Here is a 24,712-nt window from a genome sequence, read left to right as displayed (position 1 = left end):
AATGTTAAGAAATGTGACAGTGCTGCTGGCCCTATGTTTGAGTCTCTTCGCGGTTCAGGATGTCTCGTATGTGAGATACTACAGGACTGCCGAGGATTTCAAGATCGATGTGACCATGAAAGCATCAGAGCGCGCGGGCGTTAACCATCTAAGAGTTTTCTACGACAAGTATGACCGGCTCCTGTCAAAAGCGAAGATCGATGAATATGGCACTGTACTCCAGGAAGAGATCTACGAGTACAGTTTTTCGGGGACTCTTCTCAGGCGATCTATTCGCGATGGTTCCGGCAACGTGGAAACCATGTATGTGTACTGGGGAAATGAAAAGATGTCGGCGGCCTTCCTCGCTTATGCATTCCCACATCGGGATATGGGCGAGTTTAGTGACCGGGTGACGATTTACAGCTATCTTCCCGGTGGAGAGATCGACAGATATCAATTCTCAAGCGTTGATGGTACCCTACTCGGAACCATCTTGTATGAATATTTTGACTCGGGTTTAGTTAAGGAGGAACGGTGGATCAAAGAACCCCGGGGGAAAACAATTCGCCTGTTTCGTTATGATCATGACCCGGAGTCCCGAACGTACGAACTAACGGAATACGACTCAACGGGTCAAAAAGTAAGTCACGTTGGAGTTGTTAATCCTCCGGATGGAAAGTCCAACTATCTTGAGGAGAGCACCGAGATTATTCAAGATATCCGTCAGAAGAGAGCTGCCGGATGGGATCCCGGCAAGCAACCGGGGTCTCTGGCCGATCTTATCCGTTTGAATAGCGGAGATATACTGCGGGTGAATCTCATTCAAATCACCGATAGATACGTCCGGTTCAAAATGATGGGTGAGGAGGATACGCTGACAATCCCTCTTTCACAGGTTGGAGAAATTGAGAGGCAGGGCGGCAAGACAGTCTACCCCGTTGTATATTGAAGGGAGCATCCCCGAATGGGCTTGATTTTGGAAAGACCTCAAAGTATATTGGCAGCACCTCAAAGCGGGAGATGAAAATGAAAGTTTCTGTTTTCCTTCTTGGCATCTCGTTTCTCTCAGCTCAGGCAGTGGAATATCCGCCGCCTACAAATCTGGTCACCATTCCTACGGCCGGCGGACTTGTCAGGGGAACCTTCTCCGGAGAAATGCGAGTTCAAAAGGGTGGGGGCTTGACCACCGGGCTCTCCGTGGGGATCACCAATCGTTTCATGTTCGGTCTTTCTTATGGTGCCAGTCATTTGATAGGGGATGGGAAGGCGATTCCCTATCCCCGGCCGGAGGTCATCTTGAAGTATCGCCTCATTGACGAATCCACACCCCTCCCTGGTATCGCTCTCGGGCTAAATACTCAGGGCTTCGGGACATACAATGATGCGGACAGTTTGAAACGGTACAGTATCAAGGCCTACGGTGCCTATCTCGCTTTCAGCAAGAACTGGCGCTCTCCTCTGGGAAACGCCGGTGTCCACTTCGGGTTCAACTACAATTTCACCGAGCAGGATGATGGGGATAAGTCTATAAGCGGATTTGCCGGATTTGACGTGGAGGTCAATCCCGAACTATCACTCTTGGTGGAATACAATGCTGCTCTCAACGAGAATGACACCAGGGCCAGGGATATTGCTCTCAACAAGGGTGGATATTTGAACGCAGCCATCCGGTGGACCTTTGTGGAGCGTCTCCATATAGAGCTCGATTTCAACAATCTTCTTTTCGATAGTGATAAAGTGAATTATTTCAATCGGGAGCTGAAAGTAACTTACATCGAATATTTCTAGCGTCATTATCCACCTGCTGGGTCTAAGAGAGACATGAATAGCACGGGCTTTAGAACATAATCGTGGGTGACTCACGTGCGAAAACAAAGTCCCCGCTCTCATGGCTAAGAGGGTCAACCAAATCATGAAACCACGAATTCTTCAGATTGCGATTTTGCACTTTGTCATGCTTCTATCCATCTGTCTCAGTCAGGATTTCTCCACCCTTCTTGAGATTGCCGATGAAAGAGAGGAAGGGAACGATTTCCAGGGGAACTACAAAGCGTTGAAAGAAGCCGAACGTCTGGATCCGGAGAACGGGAAGGTATTATGGCGACTGGCAAGGGCACACTTCGATCTTTCCGATAACACCGGTGATGAAGGTTCGGTGGAAGAAAACGTGTACGCCGGATTCGATTATGCCAAGAAAGCGTTGGAGAAGGCGCCGAACAGTGCGAAAGCTCATAAGTGGTATGGAATTCTCACGGGTCGCGTGGGAGAGATTGAAGGGACGGAACAGAAGATCAAGAATTCATACGAGGTGGCAGAGCACACACTCAGAGCCATTGAACTGGATCTCGAGGATGACGGTAACTATCACGTTATGGGCAGGTGGCATTATTCTCTCGCGGATTTGAACTGGTTCGAACGAACCGTGGCGAGTATCGTATACACAAGGCCCCCTGAAGCCAGCTTTGAAGAGGCCAGGGATTACTTCTTAAAGGCCATTGAAAAGGCGCCAGAAGAAATTCGTCATCGTCTTTGGCTGGGAAAGACTCTGTTTGAACTGGATGACGAGGACGATGCCGCCGAGACTCTGAAGCAGGCCCTGGCCATTAAGCCAGAGTCTGAGAGCGATCGGCTTCTCCAGCAAGAGGCACGAAAGCTCCTGAACGATCTCTAACCTGATTAATTCATGAGCTTTCATCCCGACTTATCGGGACCGTTCCCCGCATTCTGCGGAATCTTCGACGGGCCGCCCCGCAAAATGCGGGGCGGGATTAACCTCCCGCATACCTGCGGGACCAAACGGGGGATTATTCAGAAACGAAGAGTAAACAATGTCTGTATGTCCATGAATTATAGTCACTTAACCGCTATTAGGATTTTGCTAGCGAGTAATCCAGGCTAAGAAGATGGCATCCCGTCCGGACGGGATGCCATCTTTCCTGCCGTGAAAGACCTCACTGAAACTCGAGTTTCTTCCACCCATATCTTTAAGGGAAAACTTCTGGACGTCTGGTCAGACACAGTAAAACTTCCGAACGGAGACACATCCGAGCGGGAGTACATTAAGCATCCCGGAGCCGTGGTAATGGTTCCCGTGCTTCCAGACGATAAGATTCTTCTGATTCGACAGTTTCGATACCCTCTTGCAGAAGTGGAAATAGAATTACCTGCGGGGAAAATAGACCCCGGTGAATCACTTCTCGAAACGGTCGATCGGGAATTGGCGGAAGAGACAGGATACACCGCTGGAAAGGTCACCCAACTGGCCGAAATCCATCCCTGCATCGGCTACAGTTCGGAAAGGATGTGGATATTCCTTGCTGAGAATCTCAAAGAAACCAGTGCGAAAAGGGACTACGATGAGTTCATCGAATTGCTTCCCACGGAGTTCTCACTCTGTCTTGAATGGATTCGGTCAGGTAAGATAAAGGATATTAAGACAATCATTGGCATATTTTGGGCCGAGAAAGTCCGTTCGAGGAGATGGACCCTGACTCCGGCAAATCCCATTTGACCCGGTTCATCAGAGAGCGTGCACGTCGTCTCGGTTTTAACCACGTGGGTATTGCGCAGGCGTCACGCCTGTCCCCGGAAGGAAACCGCCTGCAGGAGTGGCTTGAGCGAGATTTCCACGCTACCATGGTGTGGATGAACGGACGTGCGGAGGAACGGAGGGACCTCAACCGCTATTTTCCTGAGGCCAGGTCCATTGTGAGCCTTACCCTCAACTATTTCCACGGTCATTCCCATGGTGAGCTCCGAATATCCAACTACGCCTGGGGGGATGACTACCACCAGGTGATGAAAACGAGGATTTCTGATCTTCTGACTGAAATTCAACGGATTCGACCTGAGGTACGGGGAGTCGTCTGTGTCGATACGTCTCCCGTCATGGAAAAGGCCTGGGCCCGGCGAGCTGGAATCGGCTGGATCGGGAAGCATACGAATCTGATCACAAGGGATTACGGTTCGTGGCTCTTTCTCGGAGAATTGATCCTCGATTGCGATCTCGATTATGATTCAATGTTTGATGACGATCTGTGCGGTACATGCACCGCCTGTATTGAGGCGTGCCCGACGGGTGCCATTGTGGAAGAGTACATACTCGATGCGAACCGATGCATTTCTTACCTGACCATTGAACACAGGGATCAATTGCCGGACCAAATGGCGGACCAGCTGGATGGGTGGATATACGGATGTGATGTCTGTCAGGAGGTCTGCCCATGGAATAGCAGATTTGCCAAAACAAGTTCCGAATCGAGTTTTGCCCCGAGGGAAGAGATTACCTCCCGAACTGCCAAGGAGTGGCGGGAGATGACCGCAGAGGACTTTAGACGATCCTTTGAGAACAGTGCTGTGAAGCGCGCTAAATTTGACGGTCTTAAGAGGAATATTAAAGCAAATCTGAAATAGACATACTGACGGGGGTATCGATGAAATACAATGTAGTGCTGTTTCTCTTGATCACGACCGCTGCGTCGGGACAGGTTGAGATTGCAGCGCCAAACAGATCCGTGGCCATCATAGACGATGCCGGAAGTCTGGTTTTGAACCCGGCGGGTCTCGGAATAGGCCGGGGAGAAAATATGCTCATCCTGGGGAGGAGTGACATGGGAGCCGGGAACTCTGTGGCAACTCATGCAAGTTTCTACTTCCAGACCAGTCACCTGGGACTGGGTCTTACCGCTGCTCGGTATGGGAGGAACTACTTTCACTGGGGGAGTGCCCAGCACCTGGGATACGGGATTTATCTGGGGGACGCTTTTCATTTTTCCTCCGAGGGTCTTGAGGCACTTGATATGGGTGTTTTGTATCGAGGTATTCCACATTTATCTGCTGGAATTATGTGGAAAAACCTGTGGTCGAGGCTTCGCGATGGACGAGAAGACCAGCTTGCAGGTTTTGGTTTGGCATTAAGGCCTTTGGGAAATCGATTCACAGTAGCCTATGACCATCTTTTTGCATTTCCCGCATCGTTCACGTCGGACGGGAGGGATCTGGGAGGAACTGCCCAGGTAGAGGCGGAAATTCTCGACGGCTTGAAACTGTTTGCAAGCTATAACCTCGAAACAGAAGGGATTCAGATCGGCTTTGGAATCGGTTTTGGCGAATTGAGCGTTGAAACCTATCACGATTTGGCTGAAAGTGACTATGTGGCGAACCTTGCGGGTATTCAAACTTCGAGTGAAATTCGCCGTGCCATCTTCAGAGAGAGAGCGCCAACATACGTTGAGTTGTCCTTTGAACGTCCCCTCAGTGATTCTCCAACTCCGAGGGTATTCTTCGGTCCCAAAACATTGGTGCTTAAAGACCTTACAGACGCCATCAACGAGATGGCGAAAAACCAGGAGATCGACGGCATCATACTGAAACCAGATCTGTACGTAACAGGAATGGGAATGATGGAGGAGGTCATGCGAGCCCTTCTGGATTTCAAAGAAAGTGGAAAGGCAATTTATGCGTTCATGGATATGGGGGGTGACCTCGCCTATGCAATGGCCACCATTGCAGATTCAATCTATCTCAATACTGGAGGAGTTCTCATGGTGGACGGTCTCGCCTTCGGCGTGGGCTTCTTGAAAGGCCTGTTTGACAAAATCGGGGTAGAGGCTCAGTTCTACCGAAGAGGAGACTATAAGACAGCCGCTGAGCCGTTTACCCGTGATAGCCTTACGGAGACAAGCCGTGAGGCGTATGAAGCAGTCCTGGCGGATGTCCACAGCGTATTCTCAAGAATGATTATGCAGGGGAGAGGGTGGTCCCGGGAGAAACTGGAGGAGGTTTTTGATAAGGCCCTTTTCACTCCTCAAATGGCCCTTGAGGCAGGGCTGGTTGACGGTCTCTTTCATCCCGACCAAATCGAGACGAGAATGGAAGAAGTCACGGGGGAAGAAAAGGTCAGAATTGTAAGAGCCGCTCGGCGTCCAAGACAATGGGCATACGACTGGGAGCCAAGTGTGACGTCCAAGATTGCTCTTATCTATGCGGAGGGTCCGATCATTCCTGGTAAGAGTGAACCTTCCCCCTTCGGCGGCGGTAAGATCATCGGCTCAGTGACGACGGGCCGGGCGATTAAGTCCGCAAGGGAAGACAAGTCCGTGAAGGCCATAGTAATGAGGGTGAACAGTCCCGGGGGATCCGTATTGGCCTCCGAGGACATATGGCGAGAGGTGCACCGGACAACTCACCCTGATTCAGCTGATATGGAAAACCGGAAACCGTTTATCATTTCCATGTCGGATGTTGCTGGATCTGGAGGATACTATATTTCGTGCGCCGCGGATACCATCGTGGCCGACTCCGGTACCATCACCGGTTCCATTGGTGTTCTTTCCGGGAAACTGTCATTCGCAGGTCTTTTTGAAAAGATTGGATACAGCATCGATGTTGTCAAGGAGCAACCTCATGCCGAACAGTTTTCCTCACACCGCCCCTTCAGTGACGAGGAGGGTCAACGGATGCAAGCCCTCGTTGACGGTTACTACGAGCAATTCTTGAGCCGGGTATCGGAAGGCCGGAATATTTCCCGGGATGAAGTCGATGTTATCGCCCAGGGCCGAATCTGGTCCGGCGCGGATGCCGTGGAAATTGGCCTTGTGGATGAATTGGGGGGTCTCGACCGGGCACTGGAAATTGCCTGCGATGCGGCGGGGCTAAAAAGGGACAAGTATCAGTTGAAAGTGTACAAAGGTGTTGAAGAGGTGAAATTCACGGTCCCCCTCGATTCAAGATCCGATCTTTTGAGGCTCATGGAAGCGTTCGAAACCGATATTCCTGTGACGTGGATTCTCGACAGGGCGAAACTGATTCATGATGAGCCGTTTCTGTTCCTCATGGAAGAGGAGTTGATTCCGAAGGACTAGTGCAACGTCAATTAAGTTCCAAGAGTTATGGAGTGAGTTATGGACTGCATCATCTCCCGATGATGCTGAACCATCAGGAGATGGTTCACTCCACAAAATGCACTCCACAAGAATTATCCCTCCTTTGTGACCCTGAAAAAACTGATAGAACGGAACTCGTTAGATCCAGGTCATGGCAAAGTGGTCACCGTTGAAGATCACCCCGTTGCGCTGTTCAACGTGAGTGGAGAATACTTTGCCTTAGATAACACCTGTCCCCACCGGGGCGGATCGCTGGGGTGGGGAAAGCTCAACGGCGAGGTGGTCACTTGTCCATGGCATGGATGGGAATTCAATTGCCGAACTGGGGAGGCGCTGGAGAACCCGGGCATCAAGGTTGAACGTTTCACGTTGTGCGTTAAGGAAGATGGAATCTATGTAGAGTGGTGAGGTTTCCCTGCAAGACCCAGCTCTTCGGCCTTCTCTTTCAGGGCGTCGATAATGAGCTGGATATGCTCTCCCCGGTCCACACCCAATTCCCGAATCCCATTCTCCACGTCATCCCGATTGACACTTGCGGCGAAGCTCCTCTGCTTTAGCTTTTTGACGACGGATTTCACCTTAACCTCGTGAATGGACTTCGAAGGCCGGACGTAGGTGACGGCAAAAATGAAGCCCGTCAGTTCGTCGCAGGAAAAGAGAGCTTTCGCCATTAGCGACTCGCGGGGAATACCCGTGTAGTTTGCATGACCCATAACCGCGGTTCGTAGAGCCTCCGGGTATCCGCGTTCTTCGAGGACTTTGTTCCCTACATACGGATGTTCTTCCATCGTGGGGTGTTTCTCATAATCAAAATCGTGCAAGAGCCCTGTAATTCCCCACAGCTCGGGATCCTCTCCATATCTCTCGGCCAGTTTGCGCATGACGTGCTCCATGGCAAGAGCGTGACGCCTGAGGGAGTCCGAATCCGTATATTCTGAGAGAAGGTCCCATGCCTCATCACGGGGAGGAAGGGACGCGCCAGGTGGAGCCATAGATTACCCCCTTGTCTGTTTGATCTGCTCATCTCTAATTCCCAACTGGCGCAGAGCATCGTGCCAGCCGTTGATTTTCTGCGAACGAATTTCATCATCCATGCCAGGTTCGAATTTCTTCATTCGTCTGTCGCTGAGATCGTCAATCTGTCCGTCCCAGATCTGCCTGGCCACCAATTTGGCGACTCCCAAAGCCGTCATGTCCATTCCTTCCGAATTCCACAGCGGCCTGTTCAATATATCCGCAATAAACTGGAGCAATACTGATCTTGATGAACCTCCTGAAACAACGATATCTCTGAGTCCGTCTCCCAATTTCTCCTGTAGAATCTCCCAGATATCACAGACCAGGAATCCGATGGACTCCATAGCAGCTCTGACAAGTTCATTGGGATGGGTCGACTCCGTGAAACCCATCAAGGCCGTATCGAATTCACCTGTCCAATATGGCGCGGAAATACCGTTGATGCCCGGGACAACGATTCCTTGCGTCGCCCCCGTGCATCTTTCATCCCACTTCATTTTCCTGTGGGGGATATCCAGGTGTGCTTCCAGCCATCTGAACAATGAGCCCACGCCGTTAATGGTGCCTTCCAGAAGATATTTTCGTTCCTCTTCGAATGAATAGAGAACATTGCAGAGGAGAGACGGGACGGAGGTCGAGTGATCACCAAGATTCACCAGAACAGATCCAGATGTCCCAAAATTCATTGCCACATCTCCAATATCAGATCGGCCCTGGCCCACCATAGCTGCCTGTTGGTCTCCCATAACACAAAAGAGGGGGATGGAGTCTGAGTCCAGCTTTATCGTCCCGTGGTGTCCGCACGTGGGAACCAATTGCGGCAGGGAATCACGGGAAATGCCAAACATATCCAGAAGTCGAGAGTTCCATTCCATTTTCTCTAAATCGAGAAACAGAGTCCGTCCCGCGATCGATTCATCCAGGACTGCATTTCCGGTAAGCTGGTGAGTCACAAACGCACTCACTGTCCCGAACAAGAGATCCCCGCCTTCAATTCCAGATTTCAACTCTGGATCGTGTTCCACGCAGAATAGAAACTTGGGTCCGCCGAAGTGAGCGGCAAGAGGAATGCCAGTGATTCTTTGAATCCAATCTCCATCGTTGCGGAAGCGCGCAGTAAGTTCTCTGGCCCGGGAATCCTGCCAGCTTATTGCCGGTATTGAGGGATCGCCACTTTTGCGCTCCCAGAAGAGAAACGTGGATCGTTGAAAAGCCATGCCGGCCCCCTGGGGAGAGAGGGAATCCCTCCTACACACCTCCAGAAGTGACCGGAGGAGAGTTCGGCAGGCAATCAGAATCTCTCGAGCGTCCGTTTCGGCCCACCCTGGCCGCGGTCTGACTGTTTTGTGGCGGATTTTTTCCCCGTAAATGTGACGAAGTTGCCGGTCAAAGATAAATCCCTTTGTAGCCGAGGTCCCCTGATCGATGACCAGGACAGCTGGCTTGTTCACTTTGCACATCAATGTCGTGTCGTGACGATATTGAACCGGGAGGGATTCTCAATGTTCCTTTTGACCGTGCAGAGCTCGGCCGATCGGACAACCGCAGAGCGATATTTCTCCGGAAACTTTTCCGGAAGTTGGATGTTCAGATTCACCGCTGAGATCAAACCTGTCGCCTCATTACGCTCCATGGCCTGTATGATCCCGAGTCCTTTTGCACTAAGATCGCGCTTCTAGGAAAACTCGAGAGTATAAGAACCGGCACAGGTTCCCAGGGAGACAGGAAACAGGTCGAAGGATTGGGGAGCCGTTCCTTCTCCTCCCGATTCCACTGCCTGATCTGTTTTGTGAATGAATCTTTTGTAATCCGCAAAGACTCTCTTCCCTCCCGGGAAAAAGATTTTCATATCCGTAACTCCGTATCCCCCTCCCCTGGCTCACCGACGGTGGGCAGAGTTGACCCTGTCTGTGGCTCGCAACCATCGTTTGTGAGTCTATGTTCGTGTAAGAATTTACCTGTGCCAGGGGCAGGCAACAATAGGGGTATGGTAAGGTATCGTTTTCAGGATGTCAAGAAACTGTGATTCCGTACAACTCCTCAAATTTCTCCGTGGGAATCATCCGGATGGCATCCCAGGTGAGTCTGGTACAGACCCTGGCGCAGATCTGGCAGCCGATACACTCATCAAACCGGATCTGTACGGGGGGGATTGGGATTTCATATTTCTCTCGGGGCACGGGTTCGATACAGTCCACGGGACAAAAGGGGATACAAGCCTGGCACCCTGTGCAGTTGTCTTCATCGACCACAGCCATGAGTCGCGGTCTCTTTTTCTTTTTCCCGGGCTCCACCGTGAGCTCAGGTATTCCTTTATAGAGATCGTATTTTCGTTTCGGTTTTGTAGCCAGCGTCAGCTCCAAGGTAGCTGAAAAAAGTAAGACTTACCACGAGGGAGTTGCAAGGGAAAGTTCAGATGTTGACGGGCTCTTTCTCTTCAATACCCCGCTCACGGAGAATTCGGTCAAAGCGGCTCAAGTATATGAGGTTGAACTCTTCTTCGCAGCCAGGGAATAGAGTCAAAACAACCTTCTTTGTGGCACCAATGATGTTCTGAGCCAATTCTGGTGTGAGGGGCAATTGGTATAGAAGTGAGCAGGTTAAGTCCACGGTCCGTCGTAGCTTTCTTATCTTAATGTTCTCCCGGCGCATCCGCTCGCTCTTCGACATCAGACTTCCACTGAGAATGGACAGAGATCCCCCTAATATACCACACTTTGGAAACATTGGAATTAATCATTACCGAGAGAATCTGTGAGTGCAGGCACGCCGAAAAAACTTTTCATAAACTGTCCCTTCGAACTAAATTGAATAGGACAAAGAGTGCCATTGTTCCTGGATAATATCATTCCTAGAGTAGATCGTCATAGGAGGGAAGAATGACATACATCATTACAGAACCTTGTGTGGGCGTTTGTGATGCGGCTTGTGTTGACGTTTGCCCGGTGGATTGCATTCACCCCACCAAGGAAAAGTGGGATGAAGTGGGGTATGACGAAAACGATCTTGAGGGCAAGATGCTCTACATCGATCCGGAGGAGTGTATTGACTGCGGTGCCTGCGAGCCTGAATGCCCCGTGGAAGCTATTTTTGAAGAGAGTGAAGTGCCCGAGGAATGGGCCAGCTACATTCCCAAGAACTACAAGTACTTCGGTCGCGAACAATAGTCGCGGATATCATCTTCAGTTAAACGGTTGTTCTTGTGAACAGCCGTTTTTTGTCTAGGCCGGGTCTTGGAAGGAGAAGATCAATTGAGTAAAGAAGATGTTCTTGAGTTATTGAAATCTGTGAAGTATCCCGGTTTCAGCCGTGACATTGTTTCCTTCGGTATCGTTAAAGATGTGGAAGTCGACCGGGGAAATGTGGTGGTTGATCTTCAACTGTCCACCATGAGTGAAGAGAGCAAGCTTGAAATAAGGAATCGCGTGGAGAAGACGCTACAGACTGGCGGTTCGTTTGAGACAATTGATATAAGAATTACGGCACCTTCAGAGGCTCAAGGGAGGACAGCGCGTGTTGAAGATCAGGATCTCATTCCGGGAGTGAAATACACTGTGGCGGTAGCCAGCGGCAAGGGAGGTGTGGGTAAATCCACTGTGGCTGTGAATATTGCCGCCGTTCTGGCCGCTCGCGGACGGAAGGTCGGTCTTCTTGATCTCGATATATATGGGCCCAGCCTTCCTATTCTTCTCGGTATCAATGAGAGACCTGCGACGACGCCGGAAGGAAAGCTCATTCCCCTTGAAAAATTCGGAATGAAAATCATGTCGTTCGGGTTCCTCAGCGGCAATGAAACGCCCATCATATGGAGAGGTCCCCTCATCTCTCGAATGACAGAGCAGTTTTTCTCCGATGTGCTATGGGAGACTCTGGATTATATGATCATGGATCTTCCCCCGGGAACGGGCGATGTGCAGCTGACCCTATTGCAGAAGTTGAGAATTTCCGGGGCGGTCATTGTGACCACACCCCAGGACCTGGCGGTTTCTGACGCGCGGAAAGGGGCCGATATGTTCCGGAAAGTGAGCGCACCCGTTCTGGGCGTTGTGGAAAACATGTCAGGTTACGTAGTATCGGGTCTGGTGCACGACGAAACCGGGAATCCCCTTGGTGGTGCGGTCATCTCTCTCCCTCGGATGGACGAAGTATCGGACGTGATATCTGATTCAGAGGGCCGGTTTCAGATAGACGTAAACCTTTTCAAGCGAGGAGGAGGGTCCAGGGAAAGTGCACGACTTAACGTTCCTCTTCTCGGGGAGATTCCCATCTCTCAGGAGCTGATGGAGGCCTGCGACGACGGGACTCCCTTGACCATCAAAGATCCCGGTTCGCCCATCAGTTTGGTCTTTTCCCGTATTGCAGACACGATTGAAGACCGTGTGGCTGCCGGACCATAATCTGTATTTTCTTTACAGAAGCAGCAGTGAAGTTTCACGGGCGATTCGTCGCGAGGAGAGCTTTGTGACTCCATGTTAGGTATCATTTCCACGCTCACTTTTTTCCTTTTTGGGAGCCTATTCCCGGTTTTTCTTTGGGTAACTGCCACGGGAAAGATGGATCCCGGATTTCACCGTTTCATTTTAGGTCTTGCCAGTTTAGTTGGAGGCATGGGCGTCGTCTTCTTCGGTCTTATGGATGCAGGGTTTGTTGTGAAAATGTCGGCAGCTGTCTGGTTGGTTTCCCTTCTGTCTGTCGCCTGGTTCTACTGGAACCGGGAGCGAATCCAGGCATGGGTAGTTACCATTCCGTCACTGATTGGTGTTGTGCTGGTCATGGAGACGATTACCGCTCTCACTGGGTCCGATTTCTTGTTCAAAGGAGTATCGATTCTTGGCGGTCTGATTCTCAGTGGGAGCGTCTTTTCCATGCTTCTCGGCCACTGGTATCTGAACGTTGTGGATCTTCCTATCAGACTGCTGAAGCGTTCGGTCTTCTTACTGCTTACCCTGTTGACTGCCCGACTTCTCTGGGATATATCTCACCTGCTTATTGGAACGGTTGATGCAGGAGGAGTCCTCCTTACGATTCTTGAGTTTATCGAGACATTCAACGGTTTCTTCCTGGGGATAGCCCTCCTATTTGGAACAGCTCTTCCCATAGTCCTCTGTTTGCTCACGTTACGTGTTGTGAAGATTCATTCGACCCAGTCAGCGACAGGACTCCTCTACGTGGTGGTAATTTCGATCCTTATGGGAGACCTCATTTACAAATATTATGCTTTGCAGTTTGGCATATTCCTCTAACGGTTAGCCACACCTGCCCGACATGCAGGTCAGGCGGGGAGGGCACAGAGAAGATTAAGAATAGTCTTGACAAGGACAATCTGACATGGGGAATTCCAGGAAAGAGATTTCAAATGAGTGATCAGGAACTCCCAAACATGAAATCTATGTACTCTGTGTTCTCCCCGCCTGCTCCCTCCTCATCGGGAGGGCGGGCAGGTCTGGTTTGAATGCCCTCGGTTAGCAAAGAATGTGGTGTGTGTGGGGAGTACTACCGTCAGGTGGTAGAGGGAGAGACGGAGATTATCTGTCCTCACTGCCGAAACGAAAAGGCGGAAATCTCTGGGGTCTCATGGAACCTCACCCGGTGTCCTTTTTGTGACTGCAGGCAATTTTATCGACGGAAGGACTTCAACCAGGCAATGGGGTGCTTCATCATCATCGTGGGGGCCGTTCTCGTCCCTTTCACTTATGGGATTAGCCTGGCACTATTGGTCTTCGTGGATTGGCTCATCTACCGAAATGTATCTGATTTGGGCGTATGCTACAGGTGTGGCTCCGAGTTTAGGGAATTCGGGTTGCTTCCCGACACTGTGAGTTCTTTCGATCATCACACCGCTGAGTTGTACGAAACTAGTGGAGATGTGACGAGTTGAAGTAGTCATGAAAGCGGCAACGGAGTAACTCAGACGGATCTTGACATTCGGGGAAACTAACAATTAACTTAATTGATTCGCGTGTGTGACGGATGAACAGACAGGGGTTAAGAGAGCAAATCGAAGCGAACGGGAATTTACCCAGGCATATTGCCATCATCATGGATGGAAACGGCCGGTGGGCCAAACGGAGAAAGCTTCCTCGTATTGCCGGTCACCGGGAGGGGATTAATTCGGTCCGCGAGATTACCCGCTGTTGTGGAGAACTTGGTATCGAGTATCTCACCCTCTACACATTTTCGATGGAGAACTGGGCCCGGCCCCTGGCGGAAGTTTCGGCTCTCATGAGACTTCTTGTGGAAACCATTCGAAATGAAATTGATGATCTCATGGAAAACAACGTACGACTCCACGTCATCGGCCGCCTGGACGAACTGCCAGGCGAACCGAGAAAGGAGATGGAGGAAGGTGTCCGGCGCACGGCAGGTAACAGTGGATTGAATCTGGTATTGGCGCTAAACTACGGCGGACGTTCAGAGATCCTGGACGCAATCCGGGATTTCTGCCGGGATTTCACATTGGAGAAAGTCAGAGCCGAGGATCTGAGTGAGAATGTTTTCAGTCGTTATCTTTATACAGCTGATATCCCTGATCCGGATATGATCATTCGAACGAGCGGTGAACATCGCATAAGCAATTTCCTTCTGTGGCAGCTTGCCTATGCAGAGATCTATGTCACTCCAGTTCACTGGCCGGCTTTCCGGAGAACGGAATTGCATGAGGCGATTCTGGATTATCAACACCGGGAAAGACGCTTTGGAAAAGTTGTAGATTCCACTGCGGTGTCTACCTCATGAAAAATCTTGTGAGATATATCCTTTTTGCCGTCGCTTCCTTTTCCTTTGCCTCGGCACAGTCCGTCCAGTCGGTGGATATTCTGGGAGTGGAAGTGACGGGGAATAATATGACGGCTGCCAGTGTGATCAAGTATACGTCTGGACTCATGGAGGGAAAAGAAATCAGTCCAGGCGATTTTGGACGGGCGGTGAGGAAGCTGTGGCAAACGGGTCTTTTCTCAGATGTACAGATTCACCTTGATCGGGAAACCGTCGACGGCATCTTTGTGACAGTAGAAGTGGAAGAGAATCCCATTTTGGGTGAGGTGAAGATTGAAGGCGACAAGAAGAAAAAGAAGGATATCGAAGAAGCGCTGGATCTGACTACCGGGCAGAGACTTCAACCCTACTTAGCGAAGGAATCTGTGGAAAAAATAAGGAAACTTTACGGGGAGGACGGGTATCTGAAAGCGGAGGTGGATGTTGAGCTGAAGGACGGTAATAGGGATAACGTGAAAGACATTGTTTTCAACGTTCGAAGGAACAGAAAGGTTAAGACGAGAGAGGTTCGTTTTACTGGAAGCAACGCTTTTTCAGACCGGAAACTCCGCCGCCGGCTGAAAAACACGAAGGTCCAGAAGTGGTACCTTTTCTGGCGATCTCACTTTGAGGAGAAGAAATTTGAGGAGGACAAGGCTGCCCTGGCGTCTTTTTACAGGAACCGCGGGTACAGGGATTTCCGGATTCTGTCTCAATCCATCGAGTATGAGGATGACAACGGTGGAATGACTATTGAGTTGAAGTTGTATGAAGGTCCCCAGTATTACCTCCGTCATCTCAGTTGGGAAGGAAATGTGCTTTATTCAGAGAAGGAATTAGGGTCTGTACTGAACTTGTCGAAAGGTGACCTCTACAACGAGGAGGAATTCACCCAGGCAGTTTATGAAGGAGTGCACGGTCTTTACATGGACAGGGGTTACATATACAGCAGAATCGAGCCTCAAATCAGGCCTGTGGCTGAGGATTCTCTTGACGTTCATTTCGTCATTGCTGAGAATCATCAGGTTTCGGTTCGCAAGATTGAGATAACAGGCAACACGAAAACCCGGGAGAACGTAGTCCGTCGAGAAATGAAGATCGTGCCGGGTGACATCTTCAGCCGTGACCTGCTCATGCGAAGTGCCCGGGAAATCATGATTCTCAATTATTTCAGCGATGTGAGACCCGACGTTATTCCGGTGGATGAAGATGAAATTGACCTTTTGGTTACGGTAGAAGAACGGTCTTCCGATGAGGCAAACGCTTCTATCGGGTTCACAGAAGAGTATGGTATTATGGGCGGCGCCGGTATCAAATTCAACAATTTCCTCGGGAAGGGCCAGCAATTGGGACTCAGTTTTCAGCAGGGGACCCAGTACAATTTCGTATCCAGTCGACAAAGGTCCCGATACCGATCACTGTCCTTTAATTTTACTGATCCCATGGTCAAGGACACTCCGGTTCTGTTGGGATTCTCCGCATTCTATTACCTCAGGGGTCAGAATGTTACCTATTACTCCTTTCCGCTGGACAGAACGGTTGTCGGGGCGTCGGTCCGCGTGGGGCGCCGGCTGAAATGGCCCGACAACTATTTCCGGGCGTCGTGGATGGTTCAGGGCACTCAGAAGAGATACGAGGGATCAGAGGAAGATCTCGAAAGGTATGTGCGGGGGCGGGAGACAACCGTGGGACTTGCCCTCACTCAATTTGTGACTCGCGACAGCAGGAATCACCCGGAATTCCCTTCGGAAGGTTCTGTATTCTCCTGGACATCCACCTTGTCGGGTGGACCTCTGGATACCCGCCTCCTGCCCGTACACGAAAACTTTCACAAACACGTACTAAAATTTGACGCATATGCGCCCTTGGTCTGGAAATTTGTTCTCCTGAATTCTTTTCAGATGGGTTCCATCAAGGAACTCCCTTCGCCACGTGGTTCCATCATTCCCATTGATGAAAGATTCATCATGGGGGGAAGTGGCATTCCCTACGGTATCCTGTTGAGGGGGTATGATGACAACACGGTGGGTCCCTACAGCGGACAACCCTTGGGGGGAAATGTCTTGTTGAAAGCGATGTTGGAACTGAGATTTCCCTTCTCTGAGAATCCGACGGTTTACGCCCTGGCATTTGCAGAAATGGGTAACGTCTGGAAAGACTTCACGGAAACTGATCCCTTTGACCTTAAACGTTCGGCGGGATTTGGAATCCGGATGTTTATGCCTATGCTGGGGATGCTCGGGTTTGATCTCGGTTACGGTTTCGACGATATTCCTGCCACGTCCAAGTCTCCTGAGGGGTGGAATTTTCATATCCTCTTTGGAATGCCCTTTTAGGAACGGATATTCGTAAATTAGCCTGTACTGTGGTGCTTTCGCGCCTTTGCAATTTGAGAGATCAGACAGATTCTTTTGGATCCAGTGTAATTGAAAAGGAGGTGAATTTGAACTCATTGACGAAATGGGGCATCTTGTCATTCCTTCTCATCATACCGATGGCTGGGATGGGTCAGTTGAAGGTCGGCTTTGTTCAGTCTGAACGAATTCGAGCGGAATATGACGAGTTCAAAGAGGCGGAGGATGAGCTTCAGCTGGAGTTTCGCAAGGTTCAGTTTGAGTTTCAGACCATGTCCGGCAGGCTCGACAGTCTCCGCCGGGTGTTTGAGACACAGCGGCTTATGAGTTCTCCAGAATGGAGGCGAGAGAAGGAACAAGAAATCTCTGCTCTGGAGAGGCAAGTTCAGGACTTCCAGGTGCAGAAAGTAGGTCCGGAAGGTGACCTGTATAGAAAGCAACTTCAGCTTGAGACAGAAATCATAAAGCAGGTACAGCAGGCCGTCAATAAGGTGGCCATAGACAAGCGATACGATTTTGTGCTCGATTCCATGGCCCTATTGTACGGAAAACCAACGCACAATCTCACTGACGATGTTCTGTATGAACTGCGCAGGCTCACCGAAGGCGAGTCCGGAAACTAGTCTTTGGCCACACTGGAGGAACTTGCCGCCCTGATCCATGGCGAGATCGATGGGGACTCCGCCGTAGAGATCACGGGGGTTGCCGAGATACATAATGCGGCCCCCGGAACCATCTCCTTCCTTCACGATCCCAGGTACAGGAAATATCTAAAGACCACTCAAGCATCGGCTCTGGTGGTAACTCTGGAGGAAGACGTGGGTCATATCCATGCCATCCGTGTTGGCAACCCCGCCCTCTCGTTCACGAGAATCCTTGACCATTTTTCCCCCTCGACGAGTGTGGCGCCGGGAATCCATTCCACCGCTGTCATCGGGGAACATGTAAGGTTTGGGGAAAATGTTTCTGTGGGCGCTTACGCCGTCATCGAGGATGGGGCAGATGTAGGAGACAATGTTATTATCGGTCCCCATTCCGTAGTGGGTAGGAAATCGAAGATAGGAGAGGCCACTGAGCTGAAATTTCACACCACTATTTATCACCGATGTGTAATCGGTAATCATGTAACCATTCACAGCGGTACGGTCATCGGCAGTGACGGCTTTGGGTATATCACGGACGACGGTATTCATCATAAAACGCCACAGACGGGTTGCGTCGTGGTGGGGGACAACGTGGAAATTGGCGCCGGTTGTACCATCGACCGGGGAACCATTGGTGACACCGTCATCGGTGATGGGTCGAAACTCGATAATCTTGTTCACATCGCTCACAACGTCAAGTTAGGTAAAGGATGTCTTGTGGCGGCATTGGTGGGAATCGCCGGGAGCAGTGTTGTGGGCGATTACGTCGCTTTTGGGGGACAGGCGGGTGTGGTGAACCATGTTGAGATTGGGAGTCACGCTCGATTGGCCGCAAAAACGGGTGTGACCAAGTCGCTTCCCGGTGGGAAGACTTACGCAGGTATGCCTGCGAGGGAGATTATGGAAAAGAGCCGGTCCGACGCTCTGGTTCGCCGCCTTCCGGATCTTGTCAGAAAAGTTAAGGAACTCGAGTCAGAAATCTCCAAGCTTCGGGAAGATCGGTGAAACAGGTTCAACAGACTATGGGAAGATCCGCTTCCTGTACCGGGACCGGTCTTCACACGGGAGTGGAATCCACCGTGACGTTTAAGCCAGCGGCTGAGAATTCGGGTATCAGGTTTATGAGAACTGACTTGGAAGAATATCCCGAGGTTCGAGCTCATATTGACCACGTTATTGATGTCTCCCGAGGGACCAGCCTGGAAGCCGACGGTGTCAAGATTCATACAGTCGAACATGTTCTGGCGGCCATAATGGGACTCGAAATTGACAATGTGCTTATCGAACTGACGAACAAAGAACCACCAATTATGGATGGAAGTTGTAGAGACTTCGTTCAGGCAATTCAGGAAGCTGGAATCGTTTCCCAGAAAGAACCCAGGAGATACCTCGAAGTCGAAAAGCCTATTTCCTACTACGACGAGAAAAACGGGGTGGATATTGGCCTTCTGCCGTCCGATCATTTCCGGATTACCTGCATCATAGACTACAAACATCCCGCACTCGGTACCCAGTACCTGACGGTTCATTCTCTGGAAGATTTTGCCGGAGAGATAGCCCCTGCTCGCACGTTCTGTTTCTTGAGCGAGGTGGAGAAATTGAGGGAGGATGGACTTGCACGAGGCGGGAATCTGGGGAATACCATCGTCATAGCAGACAAAGAGATTGGCGAGAAAGAGATCCGTTATCTTCAGACACTGTTTGATGTCAAGGAAGATATCGTCCAGGGTTCTAGCGGAATCCTGAATGGAGTAAAGCTTAGATTTGAAAATGAGGCGGTGCGTCACAAGGCCCTGGACCTCATAGGTGATCTTGCTCTTCTGGGTAAGCCGATCAAGGGGCACGTGATGGCGGCAAGATCGGGTCACGCTTCCCATACGGCATTTGTGAAGAAAATCAGTGAGGAATATATGAGTAAACCTCTCCGGGAACAGTACCGTTCCCCCCAGACTTCGAAGTACCACCTCGACATTTCGGCCATCAGCAAGATCATGCCCCACCGATATCCTTTTCTGTTGGTGGACAGGATTCTGGAACTAAAAGCAGGGAAGTCTTTGGTGGCCATCAAAAACGTCACGATCAACGAACCCTTTTTTCAGGGTCATTTCCCCCATCGACCGCTCATGCCGGGCGTCCTAATTCTGGAAGGAATGGCTCAGGCGGGGGGATTTCTGGTGCTTCACACGACGGAAGATCCGGAATCAAAATTCATATATTTTGCCAGTATTGAAAAAGCTCGGTTCCGTCACCCAGTCTCTCCAGGTGATCAACTTCGATTCGAAATGAAGTTGTTGAAGTTCCGCATGAACTCGATTAAGATCGAGGGCAAGGCGTATGTTGAGGACAAGCTGGTGGCTGAAGCCATCTTCCTTGCCACCATCGCTGATAGAGAGAAAGACTGATCGCCACAAAGGTCCACTCCACAGCTATCGTCAATCCTCACGCATCTGTTGGTACCAATGTGGAGGTAGGTCCCTTTTCTGTTATTGACGACAACGTGGTGGTGGGTGACGATTGTCAAATCGGAAACCATGTCACACTCAGAGGTGGGACCCGTCTGGGGAAAGGGTGCAGGGTCTTCCCTGGAGCGGTTATCGGGGAAGTGCCCCAGGATATGAAATTCGGTGGGGAGGAGACGACGACTGAGATCGGGGAAGGTGTGACTCTCCGGGAACATGTTACTGTCCACCGCGGTTCGAAAGCCCGGGGGCGGACGGAAATGCGTGATCACGCCTATATCATGGCCTACGTTCACGTGGGTCACGACTGCTTCGTAGGTGAACATGTGATTCTCACCAATGCCGTTCAGCTCGGGGGACATGTTTCCGTTGATGACTGGGCGGTGATCGGAGGAATTGTGGCCGTTCATCAATTCAGCAAGATAGGAAAACACTCGTTCGTTGGGGGAGGATTCAGGGTGATTAAGGATGTGCCCCCGTACATCACCGTAGCCGGCGAACCACTGCGATTCCAGGGCATAAACTCTGCTGGTCTCAAACGAAGGGGATTCAGTGAAGAATCGAGGAGAAACATCAAGCAGGCGTATCATCTTATTTATCGGTCGTCCTTGAATACCACTCAGGCCTTACAGAAAATCAGAAAAATATTGCCACAATCAGAGGAGATTCAAGAAATCATATCCTTTGCGGAGAACAGTGAAAGGGGACTCGTTTAGATTCATACCTTTGGCTTGCGCCGCGGTTTTCCCCTGGTTCTTTTCAGCTCTTCCTGGCCAGGTTCCGGACTACGATATCGGTAAGTGGGCAGGTTCAAAGTTCAGCGAAAAGGCCGGCCGCTTCTTTCAGGCCCTTACCCTCCAAACGTCCCATCACCTTTTTTCCAGGGAATCGAGCGGTGACCGTTTGAGCCTGGGCGGTACTGTAACCATGACTTCATCTTTCACTCACTCGGACCTTCGACCCATCTCGGGCAAAACAGGTCTGCTACCCGTATTTGAGGGTAATCTTCCTGTGACAACCAATCTCTCTCTGAATGGGGCATATACAGCCTTTTCAAGTTCAGGTGATGTGGTCATTGTCTACCGGTATGGTATGGACCTATTCCTGGGGGGACCTTGGCTGGTGGAGCTTCAACGAGGCCATCTGGAAGGTACCGACGATTTTTTTCTGAAAACCGTTGGAGTGGCTATCGTGCGACAGATAAATTACGATAAGCGAAACTACTGGATCGGGGTAGGTTCGGGATTTTACAGTGCTGGGGTTCACATAAAAAACCGCCTCGGCGATGTGACTTTTCCTCAGAGGTTGGAAGGGGACGTTACGTATCTTCTTGCGGGCCTAGACAGGGAACTCGGCACACATTATGCTGTCGACGTGGAGGTAAAAATACACCCATCATTCTTGAGCCTCATGGTAGGAGTATCCAGGATACTCCATTAATGACAAAATCACTATCCATCCTCGGTTCCACGGGTTCCATCGGAAGAAATGCACTCAGGGTAGTTGAAAATCTTGGGGAACAATTCGAAGTCACCTATCTCACTGCCGCCAGGGATTCAAAACGAATGATGGAACAGATTCGCCGTTTCCGTCCCCGGGGAGTGGCCCTTTTGGATGATAAGGCCGCTCGTGAAGTGAGGGACAGCATATCGGGGGAAAAGCTGGAAATTCTGTCGGGCAGGGAAGGTATTCTGGAGATCGCCGGACGAGATGATGTGGATATTATGTTGAATGCTCTTGTGGGAGGCGCGGGAATGGAACCCACCATTTCCGCCATTATGGCCGGCGTGAATGTGGCCCTCAGCAACAAGGAAAGCCTCGTGATGGCCGGTCATCTTATCAATCAAATCAAGAATGAAACCGGGGTGGAAATTTTCCCGGTGGATAGTGAACATAGTGCCATCTGGCAGTGCCTTGCCGGCGAAGACCTGAAGTCGGTAAAGCGCTTGATATTGACCGGATCGGGGGGTCCGTTTCGAACCAGATCCAGGGAAACTTTTTCTGAGATTACCGTTGAAGAAGCTCTCAAGCATCCCAATTGGAAGATGGGGAGTAAAATCACCGTTGATTCTGCCTCGATGATGAACAAAGGTTTAGAGGTCATCGAAGCTCATTGGCTTTTCGGTTTTGAGCAAGAGATGATACAGATCGTTGTGCATCCTCAGTCCGTTATTCACAGTATGGTGGAGTTCACGGACGGTTCCATCAAGGCTCAAATGGGACTTCCCGACATGAAAATTCCAATCCAGTATGCCTTAACCTACCCCGACAGGTACAGATCGGCGTGGGAAGATATCGATTTCTCAGCCATTTCCCCTCTAACATTTGAGGAACCTGATTTGGACAGATTCCCCTGCATTCATTTTGCCTACGAAGCTCTCACGAAAGGTGGTTCGGCCCCGGCCGCGCTGAATGTTGCCAATGACAATACGGTCAGATGTTTCCTGAATCGTCAGATTTCATTCTCACAGATATCAGAGATAAATGGAATGGCTCTCAGGGAGCACGACTGGGTCGAAAATCCAGATCTTAATGATCTGAAGGAACTCGAAGAATGGGGTGCGGATTTCGTGAAGACGCACATCGCAGAAAGGATACTCCTTTGACCACAGTTCTTGCTACTGCTTTTGTTCTGTTGGTACTCATCTTTATTCATGAACTGGGACACTTTCTCGCTGCCAGATCTGTAGGAGTGAAAGTCCTCCGGTTATCCCTTGGATTTCCCCCCAGGCTCTTTTCGTTCCGTTCTACGTCCAGTGGGTGGATCTTCAGATTTTTCTTTTTCCGAAGAAACGATTCGGGAAAGCTCAAATGGTTGCCAGTGATCGAGAAGGCTATTTCGAAGCCCCTTTCCAGGGCGAGTGAAACCGATTATTGTGTGGCTCTCGTCCCTCTTGGAGGTTTTGTGAGAATGGCGGGGACGATCGATGAGAACCTGGATGAGACAATTACGGGTGCTCCCCATGAACTCGCATCCAAAAACCGGGTCCAGCAGGTGTGGGTCATGTCCGCAGGCGTGCTCATGAACGTGCTTCTCGCTGTTCTGGTGTTTGCCGTTCTTACCTACTTAACGGGCATTCCTGAATTCACTGATGAACCCATTATCTTGGAGGTTCTGACCTCCTATCCTGCAGAAGAAGCAGGAATGGCAAGGGGCGACAGAATCTTGCGGGTAGCGGATCAGCGGGCGGACACCTGGACAGACGTGAGAGATCTGATCCGCGAAAGACCTCTCGAAACGATTTCAATCCAGTGGGAGAGGGACGGTGAGGTCATGACGGCCGGAATTACTCCGCGGGAAGAACAAAATGTGGAAGGCGATGAGATGAAAACGGTGGGTCTCATCGGAATCAGTGGAGGCTATGAGATCCGGAATGCCGGTGTGGGGGAGTCCCTCGGGCAGGGCTTTCTCCGGACAGGTATATGGTTCGGGGTTATCGTTAAATCGCTGAAGATGATCGCTACGGGTGAAGTGTCAATAAAGGAAATTGGGGGTCCGATTCTGATAGCCCAACTGGCAGGGCAATCGGCTCAGGAGGGTTTTCTTCCTCTTCTCAACCTGTTGGCGGTCATCAGCGTGAACCTTGCGTTTATCAACATCATGCCCATTCCCGCCCTCGATGGGGGACATATTATGATCATTCTAATTGAGGCAATTGCCCGGCGCCAGCTATCGGCAAAGGTAAGAATGGTAATTCAGCAAGCAGGGATGGCATTGTTGCTCCTTCTGATTCTGGTGATTATCTACAACGATCTGACGCGCCTCTTCGTGAACTAATCTTCCAGCTTTCTAAGCTTCAGTATAATCGATCCAAACACCGCCTTCGATACCACCTTTACGGGAAGCCTCAGGTGATCGTCTGATAGCCAGATTGTCATATCTGCCTTGTTCTTCAAAAGCGGTCTTCCTTCTCTAAAAGGCTCAACGACAAAGCAGTCGAATTCACCTGCACGCACATCAATTCTCTCCTTCCGGTGCACCGTGAGATGAATATCCATGAACTGATTGTTGTCAAATGTCACGAACGAAAACTCGTCTCCAACTTTTAAGGGAAGCGTTCGAAGATAGTAAAGGAGGGAATAGGGATCCCTCAGTTCGTGATCAAACTTGAACGATTCGTCACCGGTCGTCACCACGGAGTCCTCGTAGTTCATGTTCGCCGAGAACCTGTACCTGTGCCTCCCTTCACGAACCTGCTTGTTGAATCTTAGCGTGTAAAGATCCTCCGCGTCAATCCAGGTTTCCACTCTATCTCTAATCTTAAAGATATGATCCAGGATAGAATTGGTGCTCATGGTAAAAAGAATATGGTACGCAGGAACATCATCCACCGACTCCAGGGCCAGAACCTGAAGCTTAGCTGTTCCTGCTCTCACAAAATTGAGATTTGAGTCGTAATGCAGTGTCTCTCCAACTTGAAACGGTAATGTTCCCTGTCCTGGCAGGGTGAGGGGGATGAAAAGAGCCGTCAAGGCGAGAAAGAACGGGTATTTCATTTGCCTTCTCGGAGAACAACGATGTCCGTTCCGGACATGTCGTAGATGCGGGAACCCTCTGACGGAGGCAACACACCATCGTCTGCAATCAGATCTATCTCATTCCCGAATACTTCCTCAAT

Annotated in this window: 27 protein-coding genes; 20 read left to right on the top strand and 7 right to left on the bottom strand. The window is 50.4% G+C overall.

The features are described from left to right. Nucleotide 1: 1 nt before the first annotated feature. From V3U24_11175 to V3U24_11145, 7 genes are all read left to right on the top strand, one after another. Nucleotides 2-931, top strand: a complete 930-nt coding sequence (locus V3U24_11175; protein MEE9168005.1) for a hypothetical protein — start codon at nt 2-4, stop codon at nt 929-931. Nucleotides 932-1,008: 77 nt separating this feature from the next. Then, nucleotides 1,009-1,770 carry a hypothetical protein gene (locus V3U24_11170; protein MEE9168004.1) on the top strand — a complete coding sequence of 254 codons (762 nt, stop codon included), beginning with the start codon at nt 1,009-1,011 and terminating at the stop codon, nt 1,768-1,770. Nucleotides 1,771-1,894: 124 nt separating this feature from the next. Beyond that, nucleotides 1,895-2,653, top strand: coding sequence for a tetratricopeptide repeat protein (locus V3U24_11165; protein MEE9168003.1), 759 nt, complete (start codon nt 1,895-1,897; stop codon nt 2,651-2,653). Nucleotides 2,654-2,923: 270 nt separating this feature from the next. Next, complete coding sequence (locus V3U24_11160; GenBank protein ID MEE9168002.1) at nt 2,924-3,493, top strand: NUDIX hydrolase; 570 nt, start codon at nt 2,924-2,926, stop codon at nt 3,491-3,493. After that, a complete protein-coding gene (queG, locus tag V3U24_11155) occupies nt 3,490-4,395 on the top strand; it encodes a tRNA epoxyqueuosine(34) reductase QueG (protein MEE9168001.1) in 906 nt (301 codons plus the stop codon). Before V3U24_11160 ends, queG begins: the two co-directional genes overlap by 4 nt. 20 nt (nt 4,396-4,415) lie before the next feature. Then, nucleotides 4,416-6,845, top strand: a complete 2,430-nt coding sequence (gene sppA / locus V3U24_11150) for a signal peptide peptidase SppA (GenBank protein ID MEE9168000.1) — start codon at nt 4,416-4,418, stop codon at nt 6,843-6,845. 126 nt (nt 6,846-6,971) lie between these two features. After that, complete coding sequence (locus V3U24_11145) at nt 6,972-7,274, top strand: Rieske (2Fe-2S) protein (GenBank protein ID MEE9167999.1); 303 nt, start codon at nt 6,972-6,974, stop codon at nt 7,272-7,274. Here the strand turns inward: V3U24_11145 and V3U24_11140 are convergent. The 6 genes from V3U24_11140 to V3U24_11115 all read right to left on the bottom strand — a co-directional run bounded on the left by V3U24_11140 (nt 7,259) and on the right by V3U24_11115 (nt 10,553). Next, nucleotides 7,259-7,858 carry an HD domain-containing protein gene (locus V3U24_11140; protein ID MEE9167998.1) on the bottom strand — a complete coding sequence of 200 codons (600 nt, stop codon included), beginning with the start codon at nt 7,856-7,858 and terminating at the stop codon, nt 7,259-7,261. The genes V3U24_11145 and V3U24_11140 overlap by 16 nt on opposite strands. Nucleotides 7,859-7,861: 3 nt before the next feature. Continuing rightward, on the bottom strand, nt 7,862-9,334 hold the full coding sequence (locus V3U24_11135) for an FGGY family carbohydrate kinase (GenBank protein ID MEE9167997.1): 1,473 nt from the start codon (nt 9,332-9,334) through the stop codon (nt 7,862-7,864). An 8-nt stretch (nt 9,335-9,342) separates the two neighbouring features. Beyond that, on the bottom strand, nt 9,343-9,516 hold the full coding sequence (locus V3U24_11130) for a hypothetical protein (GenBank protein MEE9167996.1): 174 nt from the start codon (nt 9,514-9,516) through the stop codon (nt 9,343-9,345). A gap of 42 nt (nt 9,517-9,558) precedes the next feature. Next, entirely contained in the window at nt 9,559-9,732 is a 174-nt protein-coding gene (locus V3U24_11125; protein MEE9167995.1) for a hypothetical protein, read from the bottom strand. Between the two features lie 163 nt (nt 9,733-9,895). Continuing rightward, a complete protein-coding gene (locus V3U24_11120; protein ID MEE9167994.1) occupies nt 9,896-10,246 on the bottom strand; it encodes a 4Fe-4S dicluster domain-containing protein in 351 nt (116 codons plus the stop codon). A 49-nt stretch (nt 10,247-10,295) separates the two neighbouring features. Continuing rightward, nucleotides 10,296-10,553: a hypothetical protein gene (locus V3U24_11115; protein MEE9167993.1), complete on the bottom strand. Its 258-nt coding sequence runs from the start codon at nt 10,551-10,553 to the stop codon at nt 10,296-10,298. Nucleotides 10,554-10,762: 209 nt separating this feature from the next. Here V3U24_11115 and V3U24_11110 point away from each other — a divergent pair, with 209 nt between their 5' ends. The 13 genes from V3U24_11110 (at nt 10,763) to rseP (ending at nt 23,871) form a co-directional block, all read left to right on the top strand. Continuing rightward, nucleotides 10,763-11,050: a ferredoxin family protein gene (locus V3U24_11110; protein MEE9167992.1), complete on the top strand. Its 288-nt coding sequence runs from the start codon at nt 10,763-10,765 to the stop codon at nt 11,048-11,050. Between the two features lie 84 nt (nt 11,051-11,134). Next, nucleotides 11,135-12,280, top strand: a complete 1,146-nt coding sequence (locus V3U24_11105; protein ID MEE9167991.1) for an Mrp/NBP35 family ATP-binding protein — start codon at nt 11,135-11,137, stop codon at nt 12,278-12,280. 72 nt (nt 12,281-12,352) lie between these two features. Next, entirely contained in the window at nt 12,353-13,126 is a 774-nt protein-coding gene (locus V3U24_11100; GenBank protein ID MEE9167990.1) for a hypothetical protein, read from the top strand. Between the two features lie 209 nt (nt 13,127-13,335). Beyond that, nucleotides 13,336-13,761 carry a hypothetical protein gene (locus V3U24_11095; GenBank protein MEE9167989.1) on the top strand — a complete coding sequence of 142 codons (426 nt, stop codon included), beginning with the start codon at nt 13,336-13,338 and terminating at the stop codon, nt 13,759-13,761. 92 nt (nt 13,762-13,853) lie between these two features. Beyond that, nucleotides 13,854-14,618 (top strand): isoprenyl transferase, encoded by a 765-nt coding sequence (locus tag V3U24_11090; GenBank protein MEE9167988.1) that lies wholly within the window; start codon nt 13,854-13,856, stop codon nt 14,616-14,618. Beyond that, nucleotides 14,615-16,972 carry an outer membrane protein assembly factor BamA gene (bamA, locus tag V3U24_11085; protein MEE9167987.1) on the top strand — a complete coding sequence of 786 codons (2,358 nt, stop codon included), beginning with the start codon at nt 14,615-14,617 and terminating at the stop codon, nt 16,970-16,972. Before V3U24_11090 ends, bamA begins: the two co-directional genes overlap by 4 nt. 107 nt (nt 16,973-17,079) lie before the next feature. Beyond that, complete coding sequence (locus V3U24_11080; GenBank protein ID MEE9167986.1) at nt 17,080-17,613, top strand: OmpH family outer membrane protein; 534 nt, start codon at nt 17,080-17,082, stop codon at nt 17,611-17,613. Between the two features lie 3 nt (nt 17,614-17,616). Next, nucleotides 17,617-18,639, top strand: coding sequence for a UDP-3-O-(3-hydroxymyristoyl)glucosamine N-acyltransferase (lpxD, locus tag V3U24_11075; protein ID MEE9167985.1), 1,023 nt, complete (start codon nt 17,617-17,619; stop codon nt 18,637-18,639). Continuing rightward, nucleotides 18,636-20,036 carry a bifunctional UDP-3-O-[3-hydroxymyristoyl] N-acetylglucosamine deacetylase/3-hydroxyacyl-ACP dehydratase gene (locus V3U24_11070; GenBank protein MEE9167984.1) on the top strand — a complete coding sequence of 467 codons (1,401 nt, stop codon included), beginning with the start codon at nt 18,636-18,638 and terminating at the stop codon, nt 20,034-20,036. Before lpxD ends, V3U24_11070 begins: the two co-directional genes overlap by 4 nt. 59 nt (nt 20,037-20,095) lie before the next feature. After that, nucleotides 20,096-20,809, top strand: a complete 714-nt coding sequence (gene lpxA / locus V3U24_11065) for an acyl-ACP--UDP-N-acetylglucosamine O-acyltransferase (protein MEE9167983.1) — start codon at nt 20,096-20,098, stop codon at nt 20,807-20,809. Then, nucleotides 20,790-21,533 (top strand): hypothetical protein, encoded by a 744-nt coding sequence (locus tag V3U24_11060; protein ID MEE9167982.1) that lies wholly within the window; start codon nt 20,790-20,792, stop codon nt 21,531-21,533. The genes lpxA and V3U24_11060 overlap by 20 nt, the downstream gene beginning before the upstream one ends. After that, the gene (locus V3U24_11055; protein ID MEE9167981.1) at nt 21,533-22,699 is read left to right on the top strand and encodes a 1-deoxy-D-xylulose-5-phosphate reductoisomerase; all 1,167 of its coding nucleotides are present in this window, start codon (nt 21,533-21,535) and stop codon (nt 22,697-22,699) included. Before V3U24_11060 ends, V3U24_11055 begins: the two co-directional genes overlap by 1 nt. Next, complete coding sequence (gene rseP, locus V3U24_11050; protein ID MEE9167980.1) at nt 22,696-23,871, top strand: RIP metalloprotease RseP; 1,176 nt, start codon at nt 22,696-22,698, stop codon at nt 23,869-23,871. The genes V3U24_11055 and rseP overlap by 4 nt, the downstream gene beginning before the upstream one ends. Here the strand turns inward: rseP and V3U24_11045 are convergent. Continuing rightward, nucleotides 23,868-24,590, bottom strand: a complete 723-nt coding sequence (locus V3U24_11045; GenBank protein MEE9167979.1) for a DUF3108 domain-containing protein — start codon at nt 24,588-24,590, stop codon at nt 23,868-23,870. The two genes, rseP and V3U24_11045, sit on opposite strands and share 4 nt — an antisense overlap. Between the last annotated feature and the right edge of the window lie 122 nt (nt 24,591-24,712).

The sequence above is a fragment of the Candidatus Neomarinimicrobiota bacterium genome (assembly GCA_036476315.1).
GTDB lineage: Bacteria > Fidelibacterota > Marinisomatia > Marinisomatales > S15-B10 > JAZGBI01.
This window is presented reverse-complemented; position numbering and strand designations above follow the sequence as displayed.